Annotated in this window: 24 protein-coding genes and 1 pseudogene; 20 read left to right on the plus strand and 5 right to left on the minus strand. The window is 31.9% G+C overall.

Features of this window, described 5'->3' with window-relative positions:
* Positions 1–27: 27 nt before the first annotated feature.
* Positions 28–501: a hypothetical protein gene (locus ACEPXD_RS08395; protein WP_391122278.1), complete on the minus strand. Its 474-nt coding sequence runs from the start codon at positions 499–501 to the stop codon at positions 28–30.
* A 352-nt stretch (positions 502–853) separates the two neighbouring features.
* Here ACEPXD_RS08395 and ACEPXD_RS08400 point away from each other — a divergent pair, with 352 nt between their 5' ends.
* From ACEPXD_RS08400 to ACEPXD_RS08430, 7 genes are all read left to right on the plus strand, one after another.
* Positions 854–1,192 (plus strand): hypothetical protein, encoded by a 339-nt coding sequence (locus ACEPXD_RS08400; RefSeq protein ID WP_391122281.1) that lies wholly within the window; start codon positions 854–856, stop codon positions 1,190–1,192.
* A gap of 579 nt (positions 1,193–1,771) precedes the next feature.
* The gene (locus ACEPXD_RS08405; RefSeq protein ID WP_391122284.1) at positions 1,772–2,203 is read left to right on the plus strand and encodes a hypothetical protein; all 432 of its coding nucleotides are present in this window, start codon (positions 1,772–1,774) and stop codon (positions 2,201–2,203) included.
* Between the two features lie 161 nt (positions 2,204–2,364).
* Positions 2,365–2,808 carry a hypothetical protein gene (locus ACEPXD_RS08410; RefSeq protein WP_391122287.1) on the plus strand — a complete coding sequence of 148 codons (444 nt, stop codon included), beginning with the start codon at positions 2,365–2,367 and terminating at the stop codon, positions 2,806–2,808.
* 241 nt (positions 2,809–3,049) lie between these two features.
* Complete coding sequence (locus ACEPXD_RS08415) at positions 3,050–3,391, plus strand: PadR family transcriptional regulator (protein WP_391122289.1); 342 nt, start codon at positions 3,050–3,052, stop codon at positions 3,389–3,391.
* The gene (locus tag ACEPXD_RS08420; RefSeq protein ID WP_391122291.1) at positions 3,388–4,212 is read left to right on the plus strand and encodes a permease prefix domain 1-containing protein; all 825 of its coding nucleotides are present in this window, start codon (positions 3,388–3,390) and stop codon (positions 4,210–4,212) included. Before ACEPXD_RS08415 ends, ACEPXD_RS08420 begins: the two co-directional genes overlap by 4 nt.
* Positions 4,213–4,567: 355 nt before the next feature.
* A complete protein-coding gene (locus ACEPXD_RS08425) occupies positions 4,568–5,065 on the plus strand; it encodes a hypothetical protein (RefSeq protein WP_391122293.1) in 498 nt (165 codons plus the stop codon).
* Between the two features lie 1,048 nt (positions 5,066–6,113).
* Positions 6,114–6,572, plus strand: a complete 459-nt coding sequence (locus ACEPXD_RS08430; RefSeq protein ID WP_391122296.1) for a GNAT family N-acetyltransferase — start codon at positions 6,114–6,116, stop codon at positions 6,570–6,572.
* A 219-nt stretch (positions 6,573–6,791) separates the two neighbouring features.
* On the opposite strand, the gene ACEPXD_RS08435 is transcribed toward ACEPXD_RS08430, so the two are convergent.
* The 3 genes and pseudogenes from ACEPXD_RS08435 to xerA all read right to left on the minus strand — a co-directional run bounded on the left by ACEPXD_RS08435 (position 6,792) and on the right by xerA (position 8,602).
* A complete protein-coding gene (locus tag ACEPXD_RS08435) occupies positions 6,792–6,995 on the minus strand; it encodes a hypothetical protein (RefSeq protein WP_391122299.1) in 204 nt (67 codons plus the stop codon).
* Positions 6,996–7,243: 248 nt separating this feature from the next.
* Positions 7,244–7,606, minus strand: a complete 363-nt coding sequence (locus ACEPXD_RS08440) for a VOC family protein (protein ID WP_391122302.1) — start codon at positions 7,604–7,606, stop codon at positions 7,244–7,246.
* Positions 7,607–7,763: 157 nt separating this feature from the next.
* Positions 7,764–8,602: pseudogene (gene xerA / locus ACEPXD_RS08445) on the minus strand (site-specific tyrosine recombinase/integron integrase).
* Positions 8,603–8,788: 186 nt separating this feature from the next.
* Here xerA and ACEPXD_RS08450 point away from each other — a divergent pair.
* From ACEPXD_RS08450 to ACEPXD_RS08460, 3 genes are all read left to right on the plus strand, one after another.
* Positions 8,789–9,154, plus strand: a complete 366-nt coding sequence (locus tag ACEPXD_RS08450) for a hypothetical protein (protein ID WP_391122305.1) — start codon at positions 8,789–8,791, stop codon at positions 9,152–9,154.
* Positions 9,155–9,654: 500 nt separating this feature from the next.
* Positions 9,655–10,134, plus strand: coding sequence for an RNA polymerase sigma factor (locus ACEPXD_RS08455; protein WP_391122308.1), 480 nt, complete (start codon positions 9,655–9,657; stop codon positions 10,132–10,134).
* 2 nt (positions 10,135–10,136) lie between these two features.
* Complete coding sequence (locus ACEPXD_RS08460; protein ID WP_391122311.1) at positions 10,137–10,805, plus strand: zf-HC2 domain-containing protein; 669 nt, start codon at positions 10,137–10,139, stop codon at positions 10,803–10,805.
* Positions 10,806–11,450: 645 nt separating this feature from the next.
* On the opposite strand, the gene ACEPXD_RS08465 is transcribed toward ACEPXD_RS08460, so the two are convergent.
* Positions 11,451–11,870 (minus strand): hypothetical protein, encoded by a 420-nt coding sequence (locus ACEPXD_RS08465; protein ID WP_391122314.1) that lies wholly within the window; start codon positions 11,868–11,870, stop codon positions 11,451–11,453.
* A 151-nt stretch (positions 11,871–12,021) separates the two neighbouring features.
* On the opposite strand from ACEPXD_RS08465, the gene ACEPXD_RS08470 reads away from it, so the two are divergent.
* The 10 genes from ACEPXD_RS08470 (at position 12,022) to ACEPXD_RS08515 (ending at position 19,166) form a co-directional block, all read left to right on the plus strand.
* Entirely contained in the window at positions 12,022–12,408 is a 387-nt protein-coding gene (locus ACEPXD_RS08470; RefSeq protein ID WP_391122317.1) for a hypothetical protein, read from the plus strand.
* Positions 12,409–12,577: 169 nt separating this feature from the next.
* On the plus strand, positions 12,578–12,877 hold the full coding sequence (locus tag ACEPXD_RS08475) for a hypothetical protein (protein WP_391122320.1): 300 nt from the start codon (positions 12,578–12,580) through the stop codon (positions 12,875–12,877).
* Between the two features lie 194 nt (positions 12,878–13,071).
* The gene (locus ACEPXD_RS08480; protein ID WP_391122322.1) at positions 13,072–13,638 is read left to right on the plus strand and encodes an RNA polymerase sigma factor; all 567 of its coding nucleotides are present in this window, start codon (positions 13,072–13,074) and stop codon (positions 13,636–13,638) included.
* On the plus strand, positions 13,616–15,193 hold the full coding sequence (locus ACEPXD_RS08485; RefSeq protein WP_391122325.1) for a DUF4179 domain-containing protein: 1,578 nt from the start codon (positions 13,616–13,618) through the stop codon (positions 15,191–15,193). The genes ACEPXD_RS08480 and ACEPXD_RS08485 overlap by 23 nt, the downstream gene beginning before the upstream one ends.
* Before the next feature lie 342 nt (positions 15,194–15,535).
* Positions 15,536–15,745, plus strand: a complete 210-nt coding sequence (locus ACEPXD_RS08490; RefSeq protein ID WP_391122328.1) for a transcription initiation factor TFIIIB — start codon at positions 15,536–15,538, stop codon at positions 15,743–15,745.
* Between the two features lie 273 nt (positions 15,746–16,018).
* Positions 16,019–16,330 (plus strand): hypothetical protein, encoded by a 312-nt coding sequence (locus ACEPXD_RS08495; protein ID WP_391122330.1) that lies wholly within the window; start codon positions 16,019–16,021, stop codon positions 16,328–16,330.
* A gap of 514 nt (positions 16,331–16,844) precedes the next feature.
* A complete protein-coding gene (locus tag ACEPXD_RS08500; protein ID WP_391122333.1) occupies positions 16,845–17,330 on the plus strand; it encodes a hypothetical protein in 486 nt (161 codons plus the stop codon).
* 86 nt (positions 17,331–17,416) lie between these two features.
* Positions 17,417–17,764: a hypothetical protein gene (locus ACEPXD_RS08505; protein WP_391122336.1), complete on the plus strand. Its 348-nt coding sequence runs from the start codon at positions 17,417–17,419 to the stop codon at positions 17,762–17,764.
* A gap of 198 nt (positions 17,765–17,962) precedes the next feature.
* On the plus strand, positions 17,963–18,496 hold the full coding sequence (locus ACEPXD_RS08510) for a hypothetical protein (RefSeq protein WP_391122339.1): 534 nt from the start codon (positions 17,963–17,965) through the stop codon (positions 18,494–18,496).
* Between the two features lie 169 nt (positions 18,497–18,665).
* Positions 18,666–19,166: a HEAT repeat domain-containing protein gene (locus tag ACEPXD_RS08515; RefSeq protein WP_391122342.1), complete on the plus strand. Its 501-nt coding sequence runs from the start codon at positions 18,666–18,668 to the stop codon at positions 19,164–19,166.
* Positions 19,167–19,311: the final 145 nt, after the last annotated feature.

A 19,311-nucleotide genomic window follows, 5' to 3' on the forward strand; every position in this document is an offset into this window, starting at 1 on the left:
CCATATTTCTATGATGGTTTAGTTTGTTTATTTGTAAGGATTATCATATAGATGATAATGATTTCCTCCAAGAAGCACCTTTTTGGTTTCGGCATCTATTACTACAAATTTGTGCCATTCTTCTTTTTCATTTTGGTGAAAAGATGCCATAAAATATACTTGTCGATTGGGATGAATATGTAGCCTGTTAGTAGGATTCATTTTCTCTCCACCGAGTTTGGTTTTCAATTTAAATGTTAGTTCTGCATCTGGTACTTCATTAAAGGAGATTTTTTTTCTCATACTAAATGCAGCATTTTTATACTCTTCGTAAATATTTTTATCTAATTCACTATAAAATTTATCTTCTTCAACAAAAGATTTACTTTGATTATCTGGGTACTCTAACTTAGGAGAAGTGGTTTCAGAAGCTGCTGTTCTTTGGGATGAAGTCTCGGATGGTGCCAATGAAAGAAAAAGAAAATTGGATAAGACAACTAGTGTAAATAGTATTATTTTCAATGTATTACCTCCAGTTTTATAAGATAATCATATATTTCCCTAGTTTTTGATATTTATGATGATGATTATATTAACGTTTACTTTTGCTATGTATCGTGATGGGAAGATGGGGCTTGATTTCCTTATTCAACTAGCGGGTGCGTTAGTAAAAATCGTTGAGCTGCTAAGGCGGCTCTTTTTTCTTCTTAAACTAACGCAGCAGGTTAGTTGAAGAGTGTTGTTTAACTTGTGTTCAACAATCGGGCCATTTTGCTTCGGAATGAACTAAATGTATTGTATATGGTAAAGAGGTCAAAGAAGCTGTCGTTGTTTCGTCAAAATGTGAAGATGATACTTGAAGGGATGATTCAATATGGAGTTTAAACTCGGTAATGGTGCAGCGATTGTTCTACCACCTTTACCCATTACAGTTATAGCAATTTTAATTATTTTTCTTTTAGTAAGGTGGAGCAAGCAATTAGAAACACGACGTTTTACGGTGTTCCTCTACTTTCTGATTAGCACTTACATTGCTCCGATTTTTTCTTTCAATACAAAAGATGGTGTATTTGAGCTTTGGCTTCCGTTGGGTTTTTTAGTAGTTTTCTTTTACTTGTTTCATAGCAAAAGAAACCATCCATCTAAAATAAAAGCGAGTATTTTAGGACTTTGCATAGCATTATATCAATTAATTCTTCAGTATGTTGGGTAGTTTGGATATTCCACTAACGGGTGCTTTAGCAAAATATGGCCATCATTTCGATGGTCTATTTTTATGTCCAAAACATTAAGTTGATCTCAGATATGCTTTGTGAAATGTTACACTTAAACTAAAGCCGCAGTTTAGTTCAATAAGGCTTTAATGATTAGTGACGTAGTTAGAGCATGTCGTATGACAGTGCAACTCATTTAGTAATAAGAATTATAGTGATTCTGGACAGAATGAAGAACAATGTAAAATTCTTATACAAAAAAACTGCAGGTCTATATTAATAACCCGTTCAGTTGAGTAGTACAAAAAATCAAATAACACCATAAATATCAATACAAATATTTCAATATTATAGGACGAATCGGCATTGCTTTTAGCGGTGCTTTTTTATATTACGAAATTTTCTGATAATAAAAGGAAATTAATTGATAATGTGGTAAGATTAATTATAGAAGTAGTAGTAAAATAATTTTGAAAAGCATTGGTGGCATTGTTATTCAACTAATTTTTGGATTAGTTGAATAAAAGTAATTTTTGTGTTGTATAAATAATTAAACAAAATTTGAAGGAGGAGTCAGAATGAAAAGATTTTTATTTATTTTCTTTTCCACAGTAGTTATTGGAATTATTTTTTATCTAGGGATGAAATATAATGTTAATTTAAAGAGAGAAATGGCGACAACATTTAATATGATGCCCTTTTTAATATCCACAAGCATTTTCCCTGTTTTTATTGGGTTGTTGTTACGACTCCCTAAATTGATTATAGAAATTAAAGAGAAAAAGCAATGGTCATTTGATTGGATTAAAGTCATCATAATTGGAATCCCTTCTCTATATATCGCTATGTTGCCACTTCTTTCTATTTCTTACGGAACGAATTTGTTTATGTCAGCAGAATTTGTGCTTTCAGGAGGTACAGCATACACATCAATAGCTGGGATTATATTCGGTTATATTTTGTTAGATAGCCTAAAAAATCACAATTCATCAACTAACAAAGTAAATTAATTAAAGAAGATATGTAACTAACGGGTGCTTTACTTCAAGAAGGGGTAAAGCTTTTTTAATTGAACTAACGTCGCAGGTTAGTTCAATAAATATTTTTCAACTTAATTCCAATTAGTTCGTATAAAGAAGTAAGATACATAAAGAAAGGGGGCTGGGGGATTATGAAGTATTTCCTAATTGTTATATTCAGTTTAGTGTTAGTTGCCTGTACAGATGATGAGGTTTTGTATTCAAATACTCCTGATAAGGCAATAGAGTTATTAGAATCAGAAGTTGGTTTTGTTAAAAATATGAACGTTATACAGGAAACGGATGTAAATGTTAATAGAAAAATATATGTTTTTGAAGGAGAAGGAGCAATTAGTGATAATAGTGAATATAAAACTCAATATTTTGTAGCACTTGTTGAAAAACAAAAAAAAGGTTGGGTAGTCTTAGAATCGCTTGGAATTGGAAAACCTTCAGACCGTAGTATTGCAACTGGAGGAAATTATTTTCAAGCTGGCTTTATTGACATATCCGAAAATCTACAACTGAAGAAAAATCAATATGCTCTAAATATACCTGAAAAAGATTATTCAATATGGGTAGAGTTATTAGAATAGTAATTTTAGTTTTTAAACGGGGCAACTCTCCCACAAGGATATTCTCTTTAAAATTAATGAAGCAATGTTTGTGAAAAGTTACACTTAAACTAACGGGTGCTTTACTTCAAGAAGGAGTAAAGCCTTTTTTCTTATTGAACTAAAGCAGCAGGTTAGTTGAATAAGAATTTAAATTTTTTTGAATTAATACCTTGTATTATAGAGTAATATACATTATAACTATTATAGGAGGTGGACAAATTTGGAAGTAAATAAAGAGGTTTTAAAAGGTCATATTGATACGATAATTCTATCGTTACTACATAACAGAGATATGTATGGATATGAGTTAGCTAAATTGGTGAGAGAAAAAAGCGATGAACAGTTCGAATTGAAAGAAGGTACGCTTTATTTATCTTTAAAGCGATTAGAAAAAAATATATGGATTGAATCTTATTGGGGCGATGAACAAGGACCTGGTGGAAGAAGAAAATATTATAAACTTACACCATTAGGTGAAGAGGGATTTGAAGAAAAGCGTAAGGAATGGCGATTTGTTAAAAAAATTATTGATACATTTATTGAAGGGGGAGAAAAAGCGTGAAACAAATAGAATCTTATGTTGATGAAGTTTATAATAGGGTCGGTGGGAACAAGAAAGAAATCGAAGAATTAAAAGCAGAGTTGAAAAGTCATTTGATAGAGGCTGTCCACGAATTAAAAGCAGAAGGAATGAATGAACAAGAAGCCATTGCTATTGCCATTGAGCGTTTCGGGGGAGAACAAGAAATGCATTCGATTGTAAGTCAACTATTTAAAGGACAAAAGGTATTTGCAAAATGGGTACTTTTTCTAGCTATAATATGTTTTGTCACTACTGTTACTGTATTTGGGGTTGCATTGAGTAATGATGGGAATCAGTATAATACCAAACTTTCATCAGATAAAGCTACTTTTGAATTATCAACTGAACTTAGAGGTATTACAACTGATATAACTGGTGATTCAGGTCATGCAATTTATACAAAGGTTATGCTAAATGTAAGTGGAGAACATATCGACTCGATCACTTATACCATTAGCAAAGGCAAGTTTTTAAAGGATGTTATACTAACAGCTAAAGAAGAAGCAGACAAAGACTGGTTATTATCGGAAAAGATAGTTACGATTGGAAATTCGCCTGGTTCAGATATATATTCTGCTACAAAGGACATTGGAAATACCTATACAGTTAAGTATAATGAACAGGATAAATATAAATATTCAATTGCAATTCCTCATGATGGCAATTTGGTAATAGATGACGACATAATAATCAAAGTAATTATAAAATATACAGATGGAAACTCTGAACAACAAGATATTGTTGTAACTCAAGAATCAAATTCTATAGAATCAAATTCTATTTCATTAAAGCTTAAATAAAATAACCGAGATGATAATACTACTGTACAAAGAACTAAGTTAACTGGAGAAATGAAGAACTAGTAGAAAAATCTACAGGATAGATTAGAAACCAAACATTGACGCTATTTATGTAGAAACCTTTCTTCAATTAAAGGGTGCTTTACTTCAAGAAGGAGTAAAGCCTTTTTCTTATTCAACTAACGGTGCAGTTTAGTTGAATAATATTAGGCTGTTTTCGTAAAAATTGTTGTTATTTAATAAAAATTGGTATAAGATTTAACAATTGTTAAAATAGAATAAATTTTGAAATATTAAAAGGACTTGATTCGTCTAACTTGAATAGTAAATATAATACAATTGGAGGTAATAGTATATGAAGAAAATTATGTTGCTTGTTTTATCATTGGCTTTTATGTCCGTTATCCTTCTAGGTTGCGAATCAAAGGATAGTACTATAATAAATTTAGATAAGGAAACCACTGAACAGGAGTCAACAAAGCAGGAGCCATCAGAACAAGAGTCAACAGAACAACAACCAGAAGATAATGAAATACTGATACTTGATGGAGAAATTAAAAAGGTCAGCATTTCAAAATCAAAAGGAAATAGTGCAACCGTTTTTGATGATGATTTCTCTATTGGAGTTTTGAGAAGCGTATTTTCAAGTGCTGTAAAAGAAAATGGCATAGTAAATATGGCTAATCCAGAGTTTTATGTGGATATTGTCTATGAAAATGAAGACAAACAAAGTTTTCATCTGTGGTTGGGTGGTTTGTTTGAAGAAAGCACCTTAATGAAAACGGATGATACACACACCATTTATATTCTCCCAGAAGAATCAACTAACAAGATAATTGATTTAATGGAATAGCAGTTAAACCGAGACCTTAAATTAAGGTCTTTTCTTATGCACTTCTTAGGCTTTCAACTGTTGTATAACTGGACTTTTGACACGCTGAGATAAGCATTGGTGGTACTGATGAAATAACAGTTTCAGTAGGTTTCCCGAAGGATGCAAAAATTGATGATACGTTGATTCAACAAATAGTTGAAGATTCTATTAAGAATGTTTCTGAAACAGAAACAGTAACAATTAGCGAAGAAAAAATAAAAATGAAAATAAAAATAAAGATCGAGAAATACTAACAGTGAAGTACTTAAAGGATACAAACAGCCTTAATAATAAAGTAGTTTTATAAGTATGTGAATAAATGTACTTAAACTAACGGGTGCTTTACTTCAATAAGGAGTAGAGCTTTTTTACTAACGCAGCAGGTTAGTTTAAGAAGGAGTTCAGAAGAAGATTGGAGAAATTAACTACTAGGCTTGAGTAAAAAGATACTACTAATAGGAGGGATTAATATGGAATTCGCGAATTTTGTTCTCAGTTTTATGCAGATTTTTACTCTTGTCTTGGTATTATCGTTGATATCTTCATTCTTTTTTAAAAATAAGAAAGAACTGTTTTCGGTAGTTTTAAATTTGATTTTATTATTAATGATAAATTATTTTGTACTTACTCAAAAAGATTTTATATTTGATAATTTTCCTAAACAGGCATATGGAATGCTGATACTGTTATTGCTTATGTACTTTACCTTTTTTAGAAGTGTGTATTCATTTATTAGAACAAAGAAATCAGAAAGAGTTACAAACGTTAAGTAATTTGGATAGGTTGTCACAAAATATTGATTTCAACGTAATAAATTAGACTTGTTCAACTAACGCAGTAGGTTAGTTGAAGAGCTTTGTTTAACTTGTGTTCAACAATCGAGACATTTAATAGTGCAAGTTTTATTGAACTAACGGGGTCAGGTTGGTTTAATCGTATCCAGATTTATATTTATAATTATCTTGGTAGGAGGGAATGTAGAACATCTCAATTGAGAACGAACTACAAAGGGTAGGTGATAAATCCTATGAATTTCGAAATAAGAAGTCTTGAAAGACACGATATCCCATTCTTGCGGGATATGGTGTATGAGTCCGCGTTTGTACCAGAAGGACAAAAACCTTTCCCACGAACAATACTAGACGAACCATCTGTCTCAAAATATGTGGATGGATGGGGGGAACAGAGCGGTGATATTGGATTGATTGCGGAAACAGACGAACAAAAGATTGGTGCCATTTGGTTACGTCAGTTTGATGATGAAACGCCAGAAATCGGAATTGCCATCCTTAAAGAATTTCGGGGTAAAGGAATTGGAAATACTTTAATGCGTGCGCTCGAAACGGAAGCAAAAAAATATGGGTATCAGAAATTATGTTTAAGCGTAGACCCAAGAAATCCAGCCTGTCGTTTATACGAACAATTCGGATATGAACATGTTGGCTGGGATGATACTTACTGGGCAATGGAGAAGGAATTAGTTTGATACAACAACAATAGGGTGCACTTGCACAAACTGCAAGGCTCCCTTTTTAAATTAATAGGGAGCGTTAATTCAATATGACGTGTACTAACAATATTCACCAATTGGGCGAGATTGGTGAATAAGCGTCTCTGCTCTTATTAAACTAACGGGTGCTTTAGTTAAACAAGAGGCTGCCTTTAGGGGTAGCTTTTTCTTATTGAACTAACGCCGCAGGTTAGTTCAACAAGGATGTAGAAATCCTACTTTTTCGAAGACTTCTTTTTTCTCTCTGGTCGAATTGCTATACCTAAAAACATAAATACCAAGCCTAGAATTATATGAATATGTTTGATGACTTATGTAATTAAGTGGGTACAACACTCCTAATGTAATAAGTAAAATACCTATTATCGAAACAATTAAACCTATTCTTTCTCTACCCATTTTTATAGTCTCCTCTATATAAATAAAGTTATAAGATATTTTACTCTATATCGATATTTAGGAATAGTAGTAAACATTTTACATAGTAAGGAATAATGTACTAACGCTTCATTGTAAAATGGGAAACTAAAGAACTCGTCTTCAACTGACAGGTGCTTTACTTCAAGAAAGAGTAAAGCATTTTTGGCATTTTAGTGGAATAAGAAGACAAAAAAAGTCCAACAATTATGTTGAACTCATTATACTTGTTACAAATTTTCAAATTGGAGGTATTCTAAAACATTTCCGAAGGGGTCTCTAAAACTAATATATTTGCCTGGAGGACAATTAGTTGGTTCATCTATAATGAAATTTACTTCTTTCTCTTTTAAGAATTTAACTTTTTCATAAATATCTTCAGTTCCTAAACCTAATACAACTCCAGAAACATCTTGTTTATAGGTTGCATTATCGTTCTCCTCTAAAATAATTGGTAACTCTCCATGTACAAGTGATGCAATCTTAGGACCATACATTTCGTCTAATTCAAAACCTAAAGTATTAGTATAAAAGTCAATTGCTTTGTTTAAATTGGGCACGTAGATGCTTATAACACAAACTTGATTTTTCATGTCATTCCTCCTATTTTTGGTATTATTATGTATATTCTACATTTCTAAATGATTGTCCTTTTTTAAAAATAAAATTTTCACTTGATTTACTTCTTAAACTAACGAGTGCTTTAGTCAAGTAGAGCAACGTCTTTTAAGGCGTTGCTCCTTTTTACATTTAAAAGTACTTCTGATAATACTCTTTCCTTAACCTTCCACTTAATTGAGCGTATATCCTTGTGGTTTCACTTTTCTCATGCCCCATTAGACTTTGTATGATTTCAATAGGAGCTCCATTATTCAACAAATGAGTTGCATAGCTGTGTCTAAGTTGGTGTGGATGAATCTCTTTGTTAATTTCAGCACGATAGGAGATCCGCTTGATGATGTATCGCATTTGAGCGACACTCATTTTATGTGGCTGCCTTGCTGTTACAAAGATGGGGGATTATTATCATTACGGCTTTCAATATAACGTTTAAGGCAGATGTCGCAACGTATATTAAAATAAACTTCCCTCTCCTTATCACCTTTCCCTCTAACAATTGCGGATTGATTGGACCAATTAATATGGTTCTTTTCTAAAGCAACTATTTCTCCAATTCGACAACCGGTAGAAAACATGAATTCGAAAATCGCTCTTTCCATTGGGGAATGACAGGATTCACGAAGGTGTTCAATCTCCCGTTCAGTTAAATACTTGGGTATACGCTTCCCTATCTTGGGCTCTTTAATTTTTGAAGTTGGATTCTTAATCAAGTAGCCTTCTTCATGAGACCATCGAAAAAACGATTTCATAAAGCGGATACGATGTGCAAGACTGGCTGGTTTCAAATGCTTGCCGGATGTGGCAAGATATTCCTTCAGTTGATTTGTATCCAACAGTTCCATCTCTACATCTTTAAAATAACCAATTAGTAGCAAAGACTGTAACTGGTATGCTTTCAACGTTTGGGAAGAAAAGCCCTCTATTCTCTTATCCGCTTCAAAAGAATCCCATGCTTTTGACAGTAACAATTCCATACCCCCTAAAATAGTAATATTAAAGGGATTATTGCCAACTTAATAGAATTATAGACATAATGCGTGATTTTACTAACTAGGCAGGTTTGTTTAATAAGAGTTTTTTTACGCTGTATAAATAAGTGAAAGGGGGAGTTTTAAATTAAAAGATTTTTATTTTATTTCGTTTCCGCAGTAGCCATGGGATTTATTTTTTATCTAGGAACGGATTATAAAATGCGATTAAGAGAAGAATCGGCAACAACATTTAATTTAATGCCTTTTTTAATATTTGCAGTTATTTTTCCTGTTTTTATTGGATTTTTTTTACGATTGCCTAAATTGATTATAGAGATTAAAGAAAAAAAGCAATGGTCGTTTGATTGGATTAAGGTTGCTGAAATTGGAATCCCGTCTCTTTATATAGCAATGATACCAATTCTGACTTTTTATTTCGGGTTGAATTTGTTATTTGGAAAAGAGTTTCTGCTGTTAAGAGATACTACATTCACAACAACAGCTGGGATTGTATTTGGTTATGTTTTATTAGACAGCTTGAAAGAATAACTATTCCTCAACTACCATGAAAATTAGTTTCTTCAAGAAAAGAAAAATGACAATACTTAAGAAGACCCCTGCTTAATCGTAAAAAAAAAGAGGAGAGCGGATATTAATAAGTCTATTGATTTCGGTGGACTACTAGTATTGACTCCTCTAACCATTTTCATTCTCTGTGGTGAAGCGCTGATTTTGCGCTTCATGGATGGCTAACGGGTGCTTTACTTCAATAAGGAGTAGAGCCATTTTTTTTACTAACGCGGCAGGTTATTTGAAGAGTGTTGTTTAAATTGTGTTCAACAATCGGGCCATTATCTTGAATAAGTTCTTTAAAGGTAATTGAATATATATGTTAAATTATCAATGAGAACTAAAAGGAACTAAGGTATTCTATTTTACCAATAAATGATATGACCCAATGGCAGACTTTATATGTCTGCTAATTTTTTTCATCATTTTTGTAACGAAACTTATTTTACTTAGTCTTAATTATGAAAGGAGGTAGAAAGGTGACAGAGTTTGAAAGTATATACAATCAATATTTCCGAGATGTTTACTCGTTTGTATTATCGTTAAGTCGTAATGAAAAAATTGCTGAAGAAATAACACAAGAAACATTTTTCAAGGCTTTAAAAAGCATTGATAAGTTCAATGGTCATTGTAAAATCAATGTATGGCTTTGTCAAATAGCCAAAAACACATACTTTACCTATCTTGATAAACAAAAGCGATATGATACAGACGATATACCAGAGGAAATAATCGAGAATAGCATTGAATCAATGATTGTCAATAAGGAAAAAACCTTCCATTTACATAAGGTCTTACATCGCTTAGAAGAGCCTTATAAAGAAGTTTTTACATTAAGGGTGTTTGGAGAACTGTCCTTTAAACAAATAAGTCAACTTTTCGAGAAAACGGAGAGTTGGTCAAGAGTCACATTTCACCGAGCTAAAGGTAAAATTCAAGATTTGCTAAGGGAGGAATAGAAATGAGTAATAAAGTGTCATGTGAGATAATTAAAGATATGCTTCCTTTGTATTATGATGGAGTATGCAGTGATGCTAGCAAAAGAATGGTAGAAGAACACATTTCAGATTGTGATAGTTGCAAAAGTGAATTGGATAGAATACAAGATGAAATAAAAATTCCCAAAGCAGAAATCCAAAAAAATAGAAACGACGCTATTGTTATAAACAAAATATCTTCATTCTGGAACCGTTCAAGAGTTAAGTCCTTTATAAAAGGAGTAATCATAAGTGTATTATTATTGTCTATTATTTTAGGTATATTAACGTGGGTCTTTATAATAGGCACAAGAGCACAGTCCGAAGACGTTGATATCACAATCATAGATTATGAAATCACTACCCCATTAGAGGCAGGGGCTATTAGACTGGACCTTACTAATGGTAGGGGAATAAATGTAACAATGAGACCTATATATGGGGTGGACGAGAATGGTAAAAAAACTGAAGTTGGCTATGTCATTAAGCCATACTCTGTACAACCGTTTCCCGGAAAGGGTGCTAATAACTATACTATTGGATATCCGCCAACTTCAGATTTTACTGTCACAGTAAGTTTCAAAGATAAGGATATTGTATACTCTATGACAGAACAAGGGTTGTTAGAATTGAAATTTAATCCGTCTGAATAATACATCCGGTTTATTTTACGGCGCAGTTTTTGAGGATAGTATTATAAAGTGGGTTTTTATATATTTGTTGCGATTATCTAAAAGGTGCTCAACTTTTTTTCGCTCCATACCTTATGACATACAATGAAATTTGTTATTCCAGAATCGGGTGCGAATGTTGAATAAGCTTCGCTTTTCTTATTCAACTAGCGCAGCAGTTTAGTTGAATAAGAGTTAGGATGACTACATATAAACAAAATTTTCGAAATAAACAAAGCGGAGGTAAATATATGTTAGTTTGGTGTGTGGAGGTTAGATAAGTGATAATAATTTTTTTCTTAAAAAATATACTTTTTATCGTCTTTATTGTCTTTTTTATACTTGGATTAATTGAACTAATAAAAGTGTGTATTTGGTTTAATAAAAAGAAAGAAAAAATGATAAGAGCGGATGAGTACTACCTTAATTCAATTAGACTTTATCATTATTTTGCTATAATGTCACTCTCAGGTTTTTTATTTAAAATTTTAAAGAGTATTTTGTAAAATGTTCTTATTGAACTAACGGGTGCTTTACTTCAAGAGGGAGTAAAGCATTTTTCTTATTGAACTAAAGAAGCAGGTTAGTTTAAGAAGAACATAATAAAAAGACCAATAGTGGTCTTTTTTAAAGGGGAAAATCAAATGTTTTTAGTAACGTATCCATTTCTGTTTTAACGGTAAAAAAATGAGGCTTTTTTTCATCATCAAATATGAGTAAATAAGGCTTTTCATTCTCGGGAATAATAATGATAACTTCATCAATCAAAGTATTAACCCATTTATTTTCCAATCGAAGAGATGGCGATAAGGGGATTTTAACTATATAACCTTTGTCTGGAATAGGGTTGAATTTTTTAACAATATTATCAATTTCTTTAATAATTTTTTTAGTCTCTAATTGTATTTTAGGATTTGTTGGGATTGTTATTATCTTATTTTTTTCAATATCAAGAAGTTCAATTTCCGTAATGCTTTGTGCACTTACTATAAGTAGATTAAATAGGAAAAGTATAGGAATTGACGAAAACAAAACTTTACGAATCACATATATCACCTCAAAATTAGTCTTACCAAAGATGATTCTGATATACCTTATGCTTGTTCAACTAACGCGGCAGGTTAGTTTAAGAAGGAAATATAGAAAATAAGTAGAATAGTTATAGTTAAAATAAGGTATATGGTGGGGAGTAGAAAAAATGCGTAAAACTCGTTTTATAATTCTATTTCTATTGTTATTAGTAATCCTTTCAGCTTGTAATGATGACAAAACCTCTTCGTTTTTTGGGGAAAATGAAAATTGGTTGGTAAAATTTAATATCAGTAAAAAAAATAATTTATTTGAGGGAACTTACATTGTAGAATATACAGGCGGAAATTTAGAAGAACTTTTGAATAAGGAAATTTTTTATGAGGTAGGTTTTAAAGAACCAACAACTGGAGGTGTTGGTTTTTTAAATGACGAAGGAGTATTAGAAGGTAGAGTATCTAAAAAGAGTTGCTATTCAGATTGTGATAGTTCAGAACTTGTTTTTAACGTAATAATAGATGGCAAAGTGGAGAATATAATGCTTAATAAAAAATAGGGATAAAATTGAGATAAGCTTTGATGCCATTTGTACAGTGTTTTTCAATTAAGCTATCGGAGTGCGTTAGTTCAAGAACATTGGGTTGCTTAGGCAACTCTTTTTTCTTGTTGAACTAAAGCCGCAGTTTAGTTGAATAAGGAAATTTATTTTCTAAGGGGGATGAATTATGTTTCGAGTATTCTTCGAATTAATTCGAATCATAGCAATTTTTTTAATTCTTGGCAGTATAATGGATGTTTTAATGAAATTTGTTTATACAAGTTTAGGAATAAATGTCGATAATACCAACGGTGCTGGGATAGTGGGCATGTCCATTCTTATACTAATTTTCGTATTGTATAGAAATAGGCTTCAATTTTCTGGATTTTATAAAGGAAAAAAAAGATTGAAATTTCCAAAAACAGTTAGTATTTTTCTAATTTCTTGTTCAGTCTTAATGCTAATCTTTGCACCCTTATTGCACTAAATGCTTTAGTTTAACAAGAGAAAAAAGATCGTTCACATTATATGAACGATCTTTTTTAGGTATTCAACATGTCAATTCCAACTTTTTAAAAAAAATTTACAAGAACATGAAATTATTTAACTATATAACTCGTTATATTAGTGAAGAGAGAAATATACGATGCATGTGCATAATCGTATTACAAGGAGGTTCATATGGAGGAAGAGTTGGAGTGGATTCAAGAAGTATTAACGGGCAACAAGCAGGCTTATGCTCACATAATAAATAAATACAAAAATTTTCTATATGCAACTGTTTTAAGAATGACCAAAAATCCGCAAGTCGCTCAAGACTTAGTTCAAGAAGCATTTATTAAAGTGTATCACCAACTTGATAAATATGAGCAAAAGGGGTCGTTTTCAAGTTGGATTTATCGGGTGACCATCAACCATTGTATGGATGAGTTCAGAAAGAAAAGCTATCAAATGAAGCAAGTGGAAATAAACGAAGAAAGAGTTGTAAATTCTATTCATCCAGAAGTTATTTTATTAAAAAAGGAAAAAAGTAGACAGTTAGAACGATTGATCTTAACGCTTCCAGAGGATGAGCGAATGATTATTCTTTTAAGATATGTGAATGAATTAAGCTATGAAGAAATAAGTGAACTGGTTGAAGTGCCAGTAACAGGGGTTCGTAATAAACTTCATCGAGCTAAGAAAAAAATGAGAGATACCGTAAATCGGGAAGGAGGTTATTTTTATGAACTGTCCGAAGGCAGATAAACTTTCCCAGTATGCTGATAACCTATTAACAAAAGAAGAGCATGCTCAAATACTTACACATTTAAAAACTTGTGATACATGTACAAGTATTGTTCAACTATTTAAAGAGGAACAACAATTTTTAAAAGTTAATTTACAATCACCAACTTTACCAGATAATTTTGCATCTCTTGTTTTGGATCAATTGGAACCATACGACCAGAAAGCTGTACGAAGAAAACAACAAATTTGGAAACGTATTATTCTATTAGCTGCTAGTATTGTGTTAGCTTTAGGTTTAACTGCTACATTAAACCCTACCTTTGCCCAGTTTATAGGTGGCATGTTTAGTACAAAACAGGTAGATGAAGGACTAAAGCTAGCATCAGATGAAGGGCTTGCTGAGAGGGTTAATTTAGAAGTATCAGACAAGGACATTACGTTTAAAGTGGAAGATATAATAGTAGATTCATCACGAGTAGCATTATCCTTACAAGTTATTAATGAAAACGGTATAGCAGAAATACCAAACATAAATGAATCAATTAAAGGTAACTATATTTGGGTTACTGGTTATAATGGTCAATACTCTTTTAATATGGGTTACATAATGGATAGGGGGTTAGATTATAATTCTTTTCAAGTGTTTATTAATGATGAACCCGGATTAGAAAAAGTAACAATCAAGTTTCATCTTGTCGAGTTAAATGGCAAACAGGGAAATTGGGAGTTAGAGATACCAGTAGAATTAACAGATAAGAGTGCTAAGACTAAAAAAGTTATTCTGAATAATGCTGGCCAAAGTTTTAATGGAGTAGCAGTTAATTTAAAGGAAATACAATATGCCCCCACCTCTAATGCATTGCTGTATGAAACATCTTACGGATCATCAGAACTAGGAGAAATAGAGGGGAAAATTGAAACCTTAAAAGAACAGTTTGGATTTGACACAAATGAGTTCTATACTTATGGTACATCTATTAAATATCATATAGAAAATGATGAAAAGGAAGTTGTTCTGAAATTTTCACCATTTACACTGGAGGAACCAATGGACAAAAACTTAATCATTAGTAAAGCTGGAGGTAAAGAAAAATTAGGTCATGTAGCATGGAAAGAAGTCTTTGTACCTGAAAAAATTGACAGCAAACTCACTTTCGTATTGGATGGTGTCTATAAAGTAGTTCCTACTGATTTTTCTGTTAAATTTAATCCTGAAAAAATTAAGGAACAACCTGTTTCATTTAACTATATGGGAAATGGAGTAACAATAAAAAAGGCAGAATTAGAGAGTGTTACGAATGCAAGTGATCCGGCTAATTTTGAAATTGAAATGGAGGTGAATAAAAAAAGCGATGCAGCGGAACTTGGTATATGGGTGTTGATGGATGAAACTGGAAAGTCTTATAGAGTTGATAATGAAACTACACATAAAGGAAAAGATAATTACAAGCGAACCATTTATTTCAAATCTAATGATTTAAGTGAAATCCCAGGGGAATTATCATTACATCTGCTTTCTGCAACTAGCTATTATGAGTTAGAGGAGAAATGGAGAGTTCCGTTATATGAATAATAAATAAGCCAATAGGATAGAAAATGAAGAAGCAAGTATCTTCGTCAACAAATTTTGTAGAAAGTGGTCACTTTTTTATTTGCGTGATTGCAAATGAGAACGACTACAAATCTTCTTCAATAAATTGGGTAATTTAGTTTAAAGTTAGGAGAGTTGCTTAGGTAACTCTTCTTTATTAAACTAATGCAGCAGGTAAGTTCAATAAGATGAAACCAATTTATTGTTCATTTGTAATTATATTAAGAACATCAGAAAAATAGCGATTCAATCATTTGAAAAATAATTATATAAGGATTTGCTTTTATTGTAATTTTTACATATATCTAAAGTGGAGGTTTACAAATGAAACATTCTACGAAAGTAACAGAATGCCCTAAATGTGGTGGAAAAGAATTGGGGAAAGGTAAAAATAGTGGTAATGGATATGCAGATATGTATCCATCTAATAAGATGAGCTTTGGGTCAGAAGTTGAATACACTATTTGTACTGAATGTGGATTTATAATCGAAAGCTATGTAAAAAAGCCAGAGAAATTTAAGGGGACACTTTAGATGTTCTTCAAGTAACAGGTACTTTAGTTGAATAAGAGATTAGTGGCACTTAACTTGATAATAGGGGGAAATGGTTTGAAGAATTTATTAAAATGGAGTTATTTTTGGGTGTTATTAGTCGGTATTTTAATAGGCTATTTTGGAATACCTATGCTATGGCGTTTACTTTATCATATTTAACTTTGCGGTGGATATTTATCTAAGATTGTGAAAAGGTGTACTTAAGCTAACGAAGCAGTTTAGTTGAATACATAACATAGAGGGATGGTGCTTATGTTTGTAGGTATTCTAATGATAATCATGGGGATTAGTCACTTAAAGAAAAAAGATTTTTTCATTGGGAAGGGTACAGAAGCTTTTATTGGAAAGGACAAATTTCCCTCATTTCAAAAAGGATTAGTTTTACCGTATTTTTTAACGGGGACGATAATATTTTGTATGGGAATAGTAGAGAACATTGCCATTCTCCAAACATCAATATATATCACTTTATATATTATCGTTGGCATTATTCCTGTGGTATTGTTGATAGCAAATAATAAAAAACACACTGGTCGATATTTCTTTTGGGTAAAAAGCAATTAAACAAAGAAGTAACGTAATATTACATTCTTATTCAACTCCCATGAAAATTAAAAAACGCTCAAAATCTATAAAATTGCATAACAAAAGAGACTCAGAAAAAGCTTTTTTAAAAAAAGGCTGAGCCTTCTGAATGATTATATTGAGTTAATAGGTAAATCAAGAAACATCTCCATTCTTCCTAAAATAAAGGCAAGGCTGGTGCAACCAATCAAAAAGGATTAATCTCCCATAAGTGCTACCCATATAGGGTGCGACAGTCTGTGATGCACCGAGATCGTTGGAGTCAGACTAACGGATGGGCTCTATGGCACCATAGTGTATCGACCTTCTTCGCCAGCCATAGAAACAGTATAGACAGTGGTATCCATTTTCATGCTCTGTGGTGAAGCGCTGATTTTGCGCTTCATGGATGGCTAACGGGTGCTTTACTTCAAGAAGGAGTAAAGCCTTTTTTCTTATTGAACTAAAGCAGCAGTTTAGTTGAAGAAACACTGAAAAGAAAGGGGCTGTAAAAATGAAGTATTTATTATATGAATTGCATTTAGCTCAAAATATGGATGGAACGAATGATGAAGAATTGGATAAATTAAATAATCAATGGATGGAAAATGCAAAAAAATACAAAGAGGTATTCAATAAATTATCCGATAGATTGCCTCAAGATATTTTTAATCGTTTTAACTCTTGGGGGTTTCACGATTATAGACTTATAAAAATGGAAATTGAACATAAAAGTCTCCTTCACTCAAGCATTCACTTCACTGTTTCCAGCGACGATGTTTGGATATTGAGTTTTGACAATGTCTCTTTCTTTCAATTTCAACACTTGAATTATGATAATGATAAACCCATTTACAATCGTGAAATAGATGACTGGTTATATGAAGAATTATTACCAATTAACGAATCAACATTATCATTTGAAGTCATTTTGTCATCAGGAGGAAATATACTATTACACTTCCCAAATAAATCCGTTTCGATGAAAAAGTTAAAATAACTACTGCATTCTTATTCAACTAACGGGTGCTTTAGTTTAAGAAGGAGTAAAGCATTTTTTCTTATTCAACTAAAGACGCAGGTTAGTTGAATAAGAAATTGGTTTATTATGGTGATATTGTGATTGTAAGATATTTAGATTATTGTTTAGGGGGAATGATGATGAATAATGTTACCGAAAAAATTAAAGTTGAGTTTGAAATAAAAGGCTTTGGTGAAGAAACTACCCAAGACTATGATGGTTCATACAAAGGTATAGAAGTTGTAAGAACTAAGGACCTTCCAAAAGACACCACTTTAGAAGAAATTGAAACGATTGTTAATCATCTATTTGAAGAAATCGAGTTAATCTATGGGAAACAGCCTGAACACTTATTGGCAAAGGTAGTAATTAGAGCTACAAAGAAAGATACTCAGATTACTTATTTAGGATAATGAATGCATTTGAAATAAATAAACAACAAGTTTGTGAAAAGATGTTCTTAAACTAACGGGTGCTTTACTTCAAGAGGGAGTAAAGCATTTTATCTTATTGAACTAAAGTACGCAGTTTAGTTCAACAAGAAATGTCAATTAAATAATTTTCATTAAGCTGGGAATAATACACCTAAAGATACTTTGAGGTGAAGAAAAATGACCAGAACTATTTCCCTATTCCTACTTTCATTTTGTTTGTTATTCTTATTGACCGTATTTGCAAATGCAAACAATAAGCCCAGTCCTTATGAAGTAATATATCCTGAAATCGGATATAAGACTGTGGAAGAAGCATCTAAGGATTTTGAACAACATTTTAAACAAAGACTAAAGCTGCCACTTAGAGTTCCCTCGATAAGCTTCACTCATCATTTCGGAAGATTTAATGATTTAGAGGGAGACACCAATGACTCATTTGAAGTAGAATTTATCAGTGATTTATCATCTGAAAATCATTATAAAATTGATGTTCGACCTATTAAGTACGGCATTCCTAAACGAGGGAAGTATGTGTTAAAAACCTTTGAATTAAATAATGGGAATGAAGCCACTTATATGACTATTTCAGGTTTTAACGTGCTTGTTTTTGAAAGAGAAAATTGGCAGTATATGCTGAGTGTCGATAAGCGAGTTTCAGATAAAGTTACTCCCGAAAACTTAGTTGAAATAGCTAATTCTATTGATTATTGAGTCGAATCAAAAATCTTTCTTCTTAAACTAACGGGTGCTTTAGTGAAATATAGAGCTGATAATACAGCTCTTTTTCCTTATTCAACTAAAGAAGCAATTTAGTTTAAGAAGAACAGTATAATAATCTAAATTTAATTACGGTAAATGACAAGGAGTTTGGATAAGTATTATGGAAAATAATTCATTAAGATTGGCAATAGAAAATGAAAAGATTGATGAGGCAGAAATCATATTAGAGGAAATTAGCAGAAGTAAGGACATTCAAGCAATTCCTCTACTTATTGAATACTTACAAAGAACAGAAAATGCTTTATTAAGAAACTCCATTGCTTTAACGTTAAGTGATATTGGGAACGAAGAAGTAGTACAACCGTTAATAGATGTTATTAACGACCCAAAAACTTTAGGCTATAGAGGAACACTATTATACGCACTAGAACCATTCGATTGTTCAGCACATTTAGAAACACTAATTTACCATTTGATAAATGGAAACTTTGAAGTACAAGCACAAGCATATCAATTGATAGAATCAATTAAAGGTGAAATATCAGATGAAGTTTTATTGAACTGTATTATTGAGGTAAAAGAAGGGTTAAATGAAATAGAACGACAAATGGATATAATGTCAGATACTTTAGAAACGTTGTTTGCTTTAAAGAAAAAATGATTAAGTTCTTTTTCTTCTTCAACTAACGGTGTGCTTTAGCAAAATATGGCCATCATTTCGATGGTCTATTTTTATGTCCAAAACATTAAGTTGATCTCAGATATGCATTGTGAAATGTTACACTTAAACTAAAGGTGCAGGTTAG

Origin of the sequence: Psychrobacillus sp. L3 (genome assembly GCF_042945595.1) — a bacterium.
GTDB lineage: Bacteria > Bacillota > Bacilli > Bacillales_A > Planococcaceae > Psychrobacillus.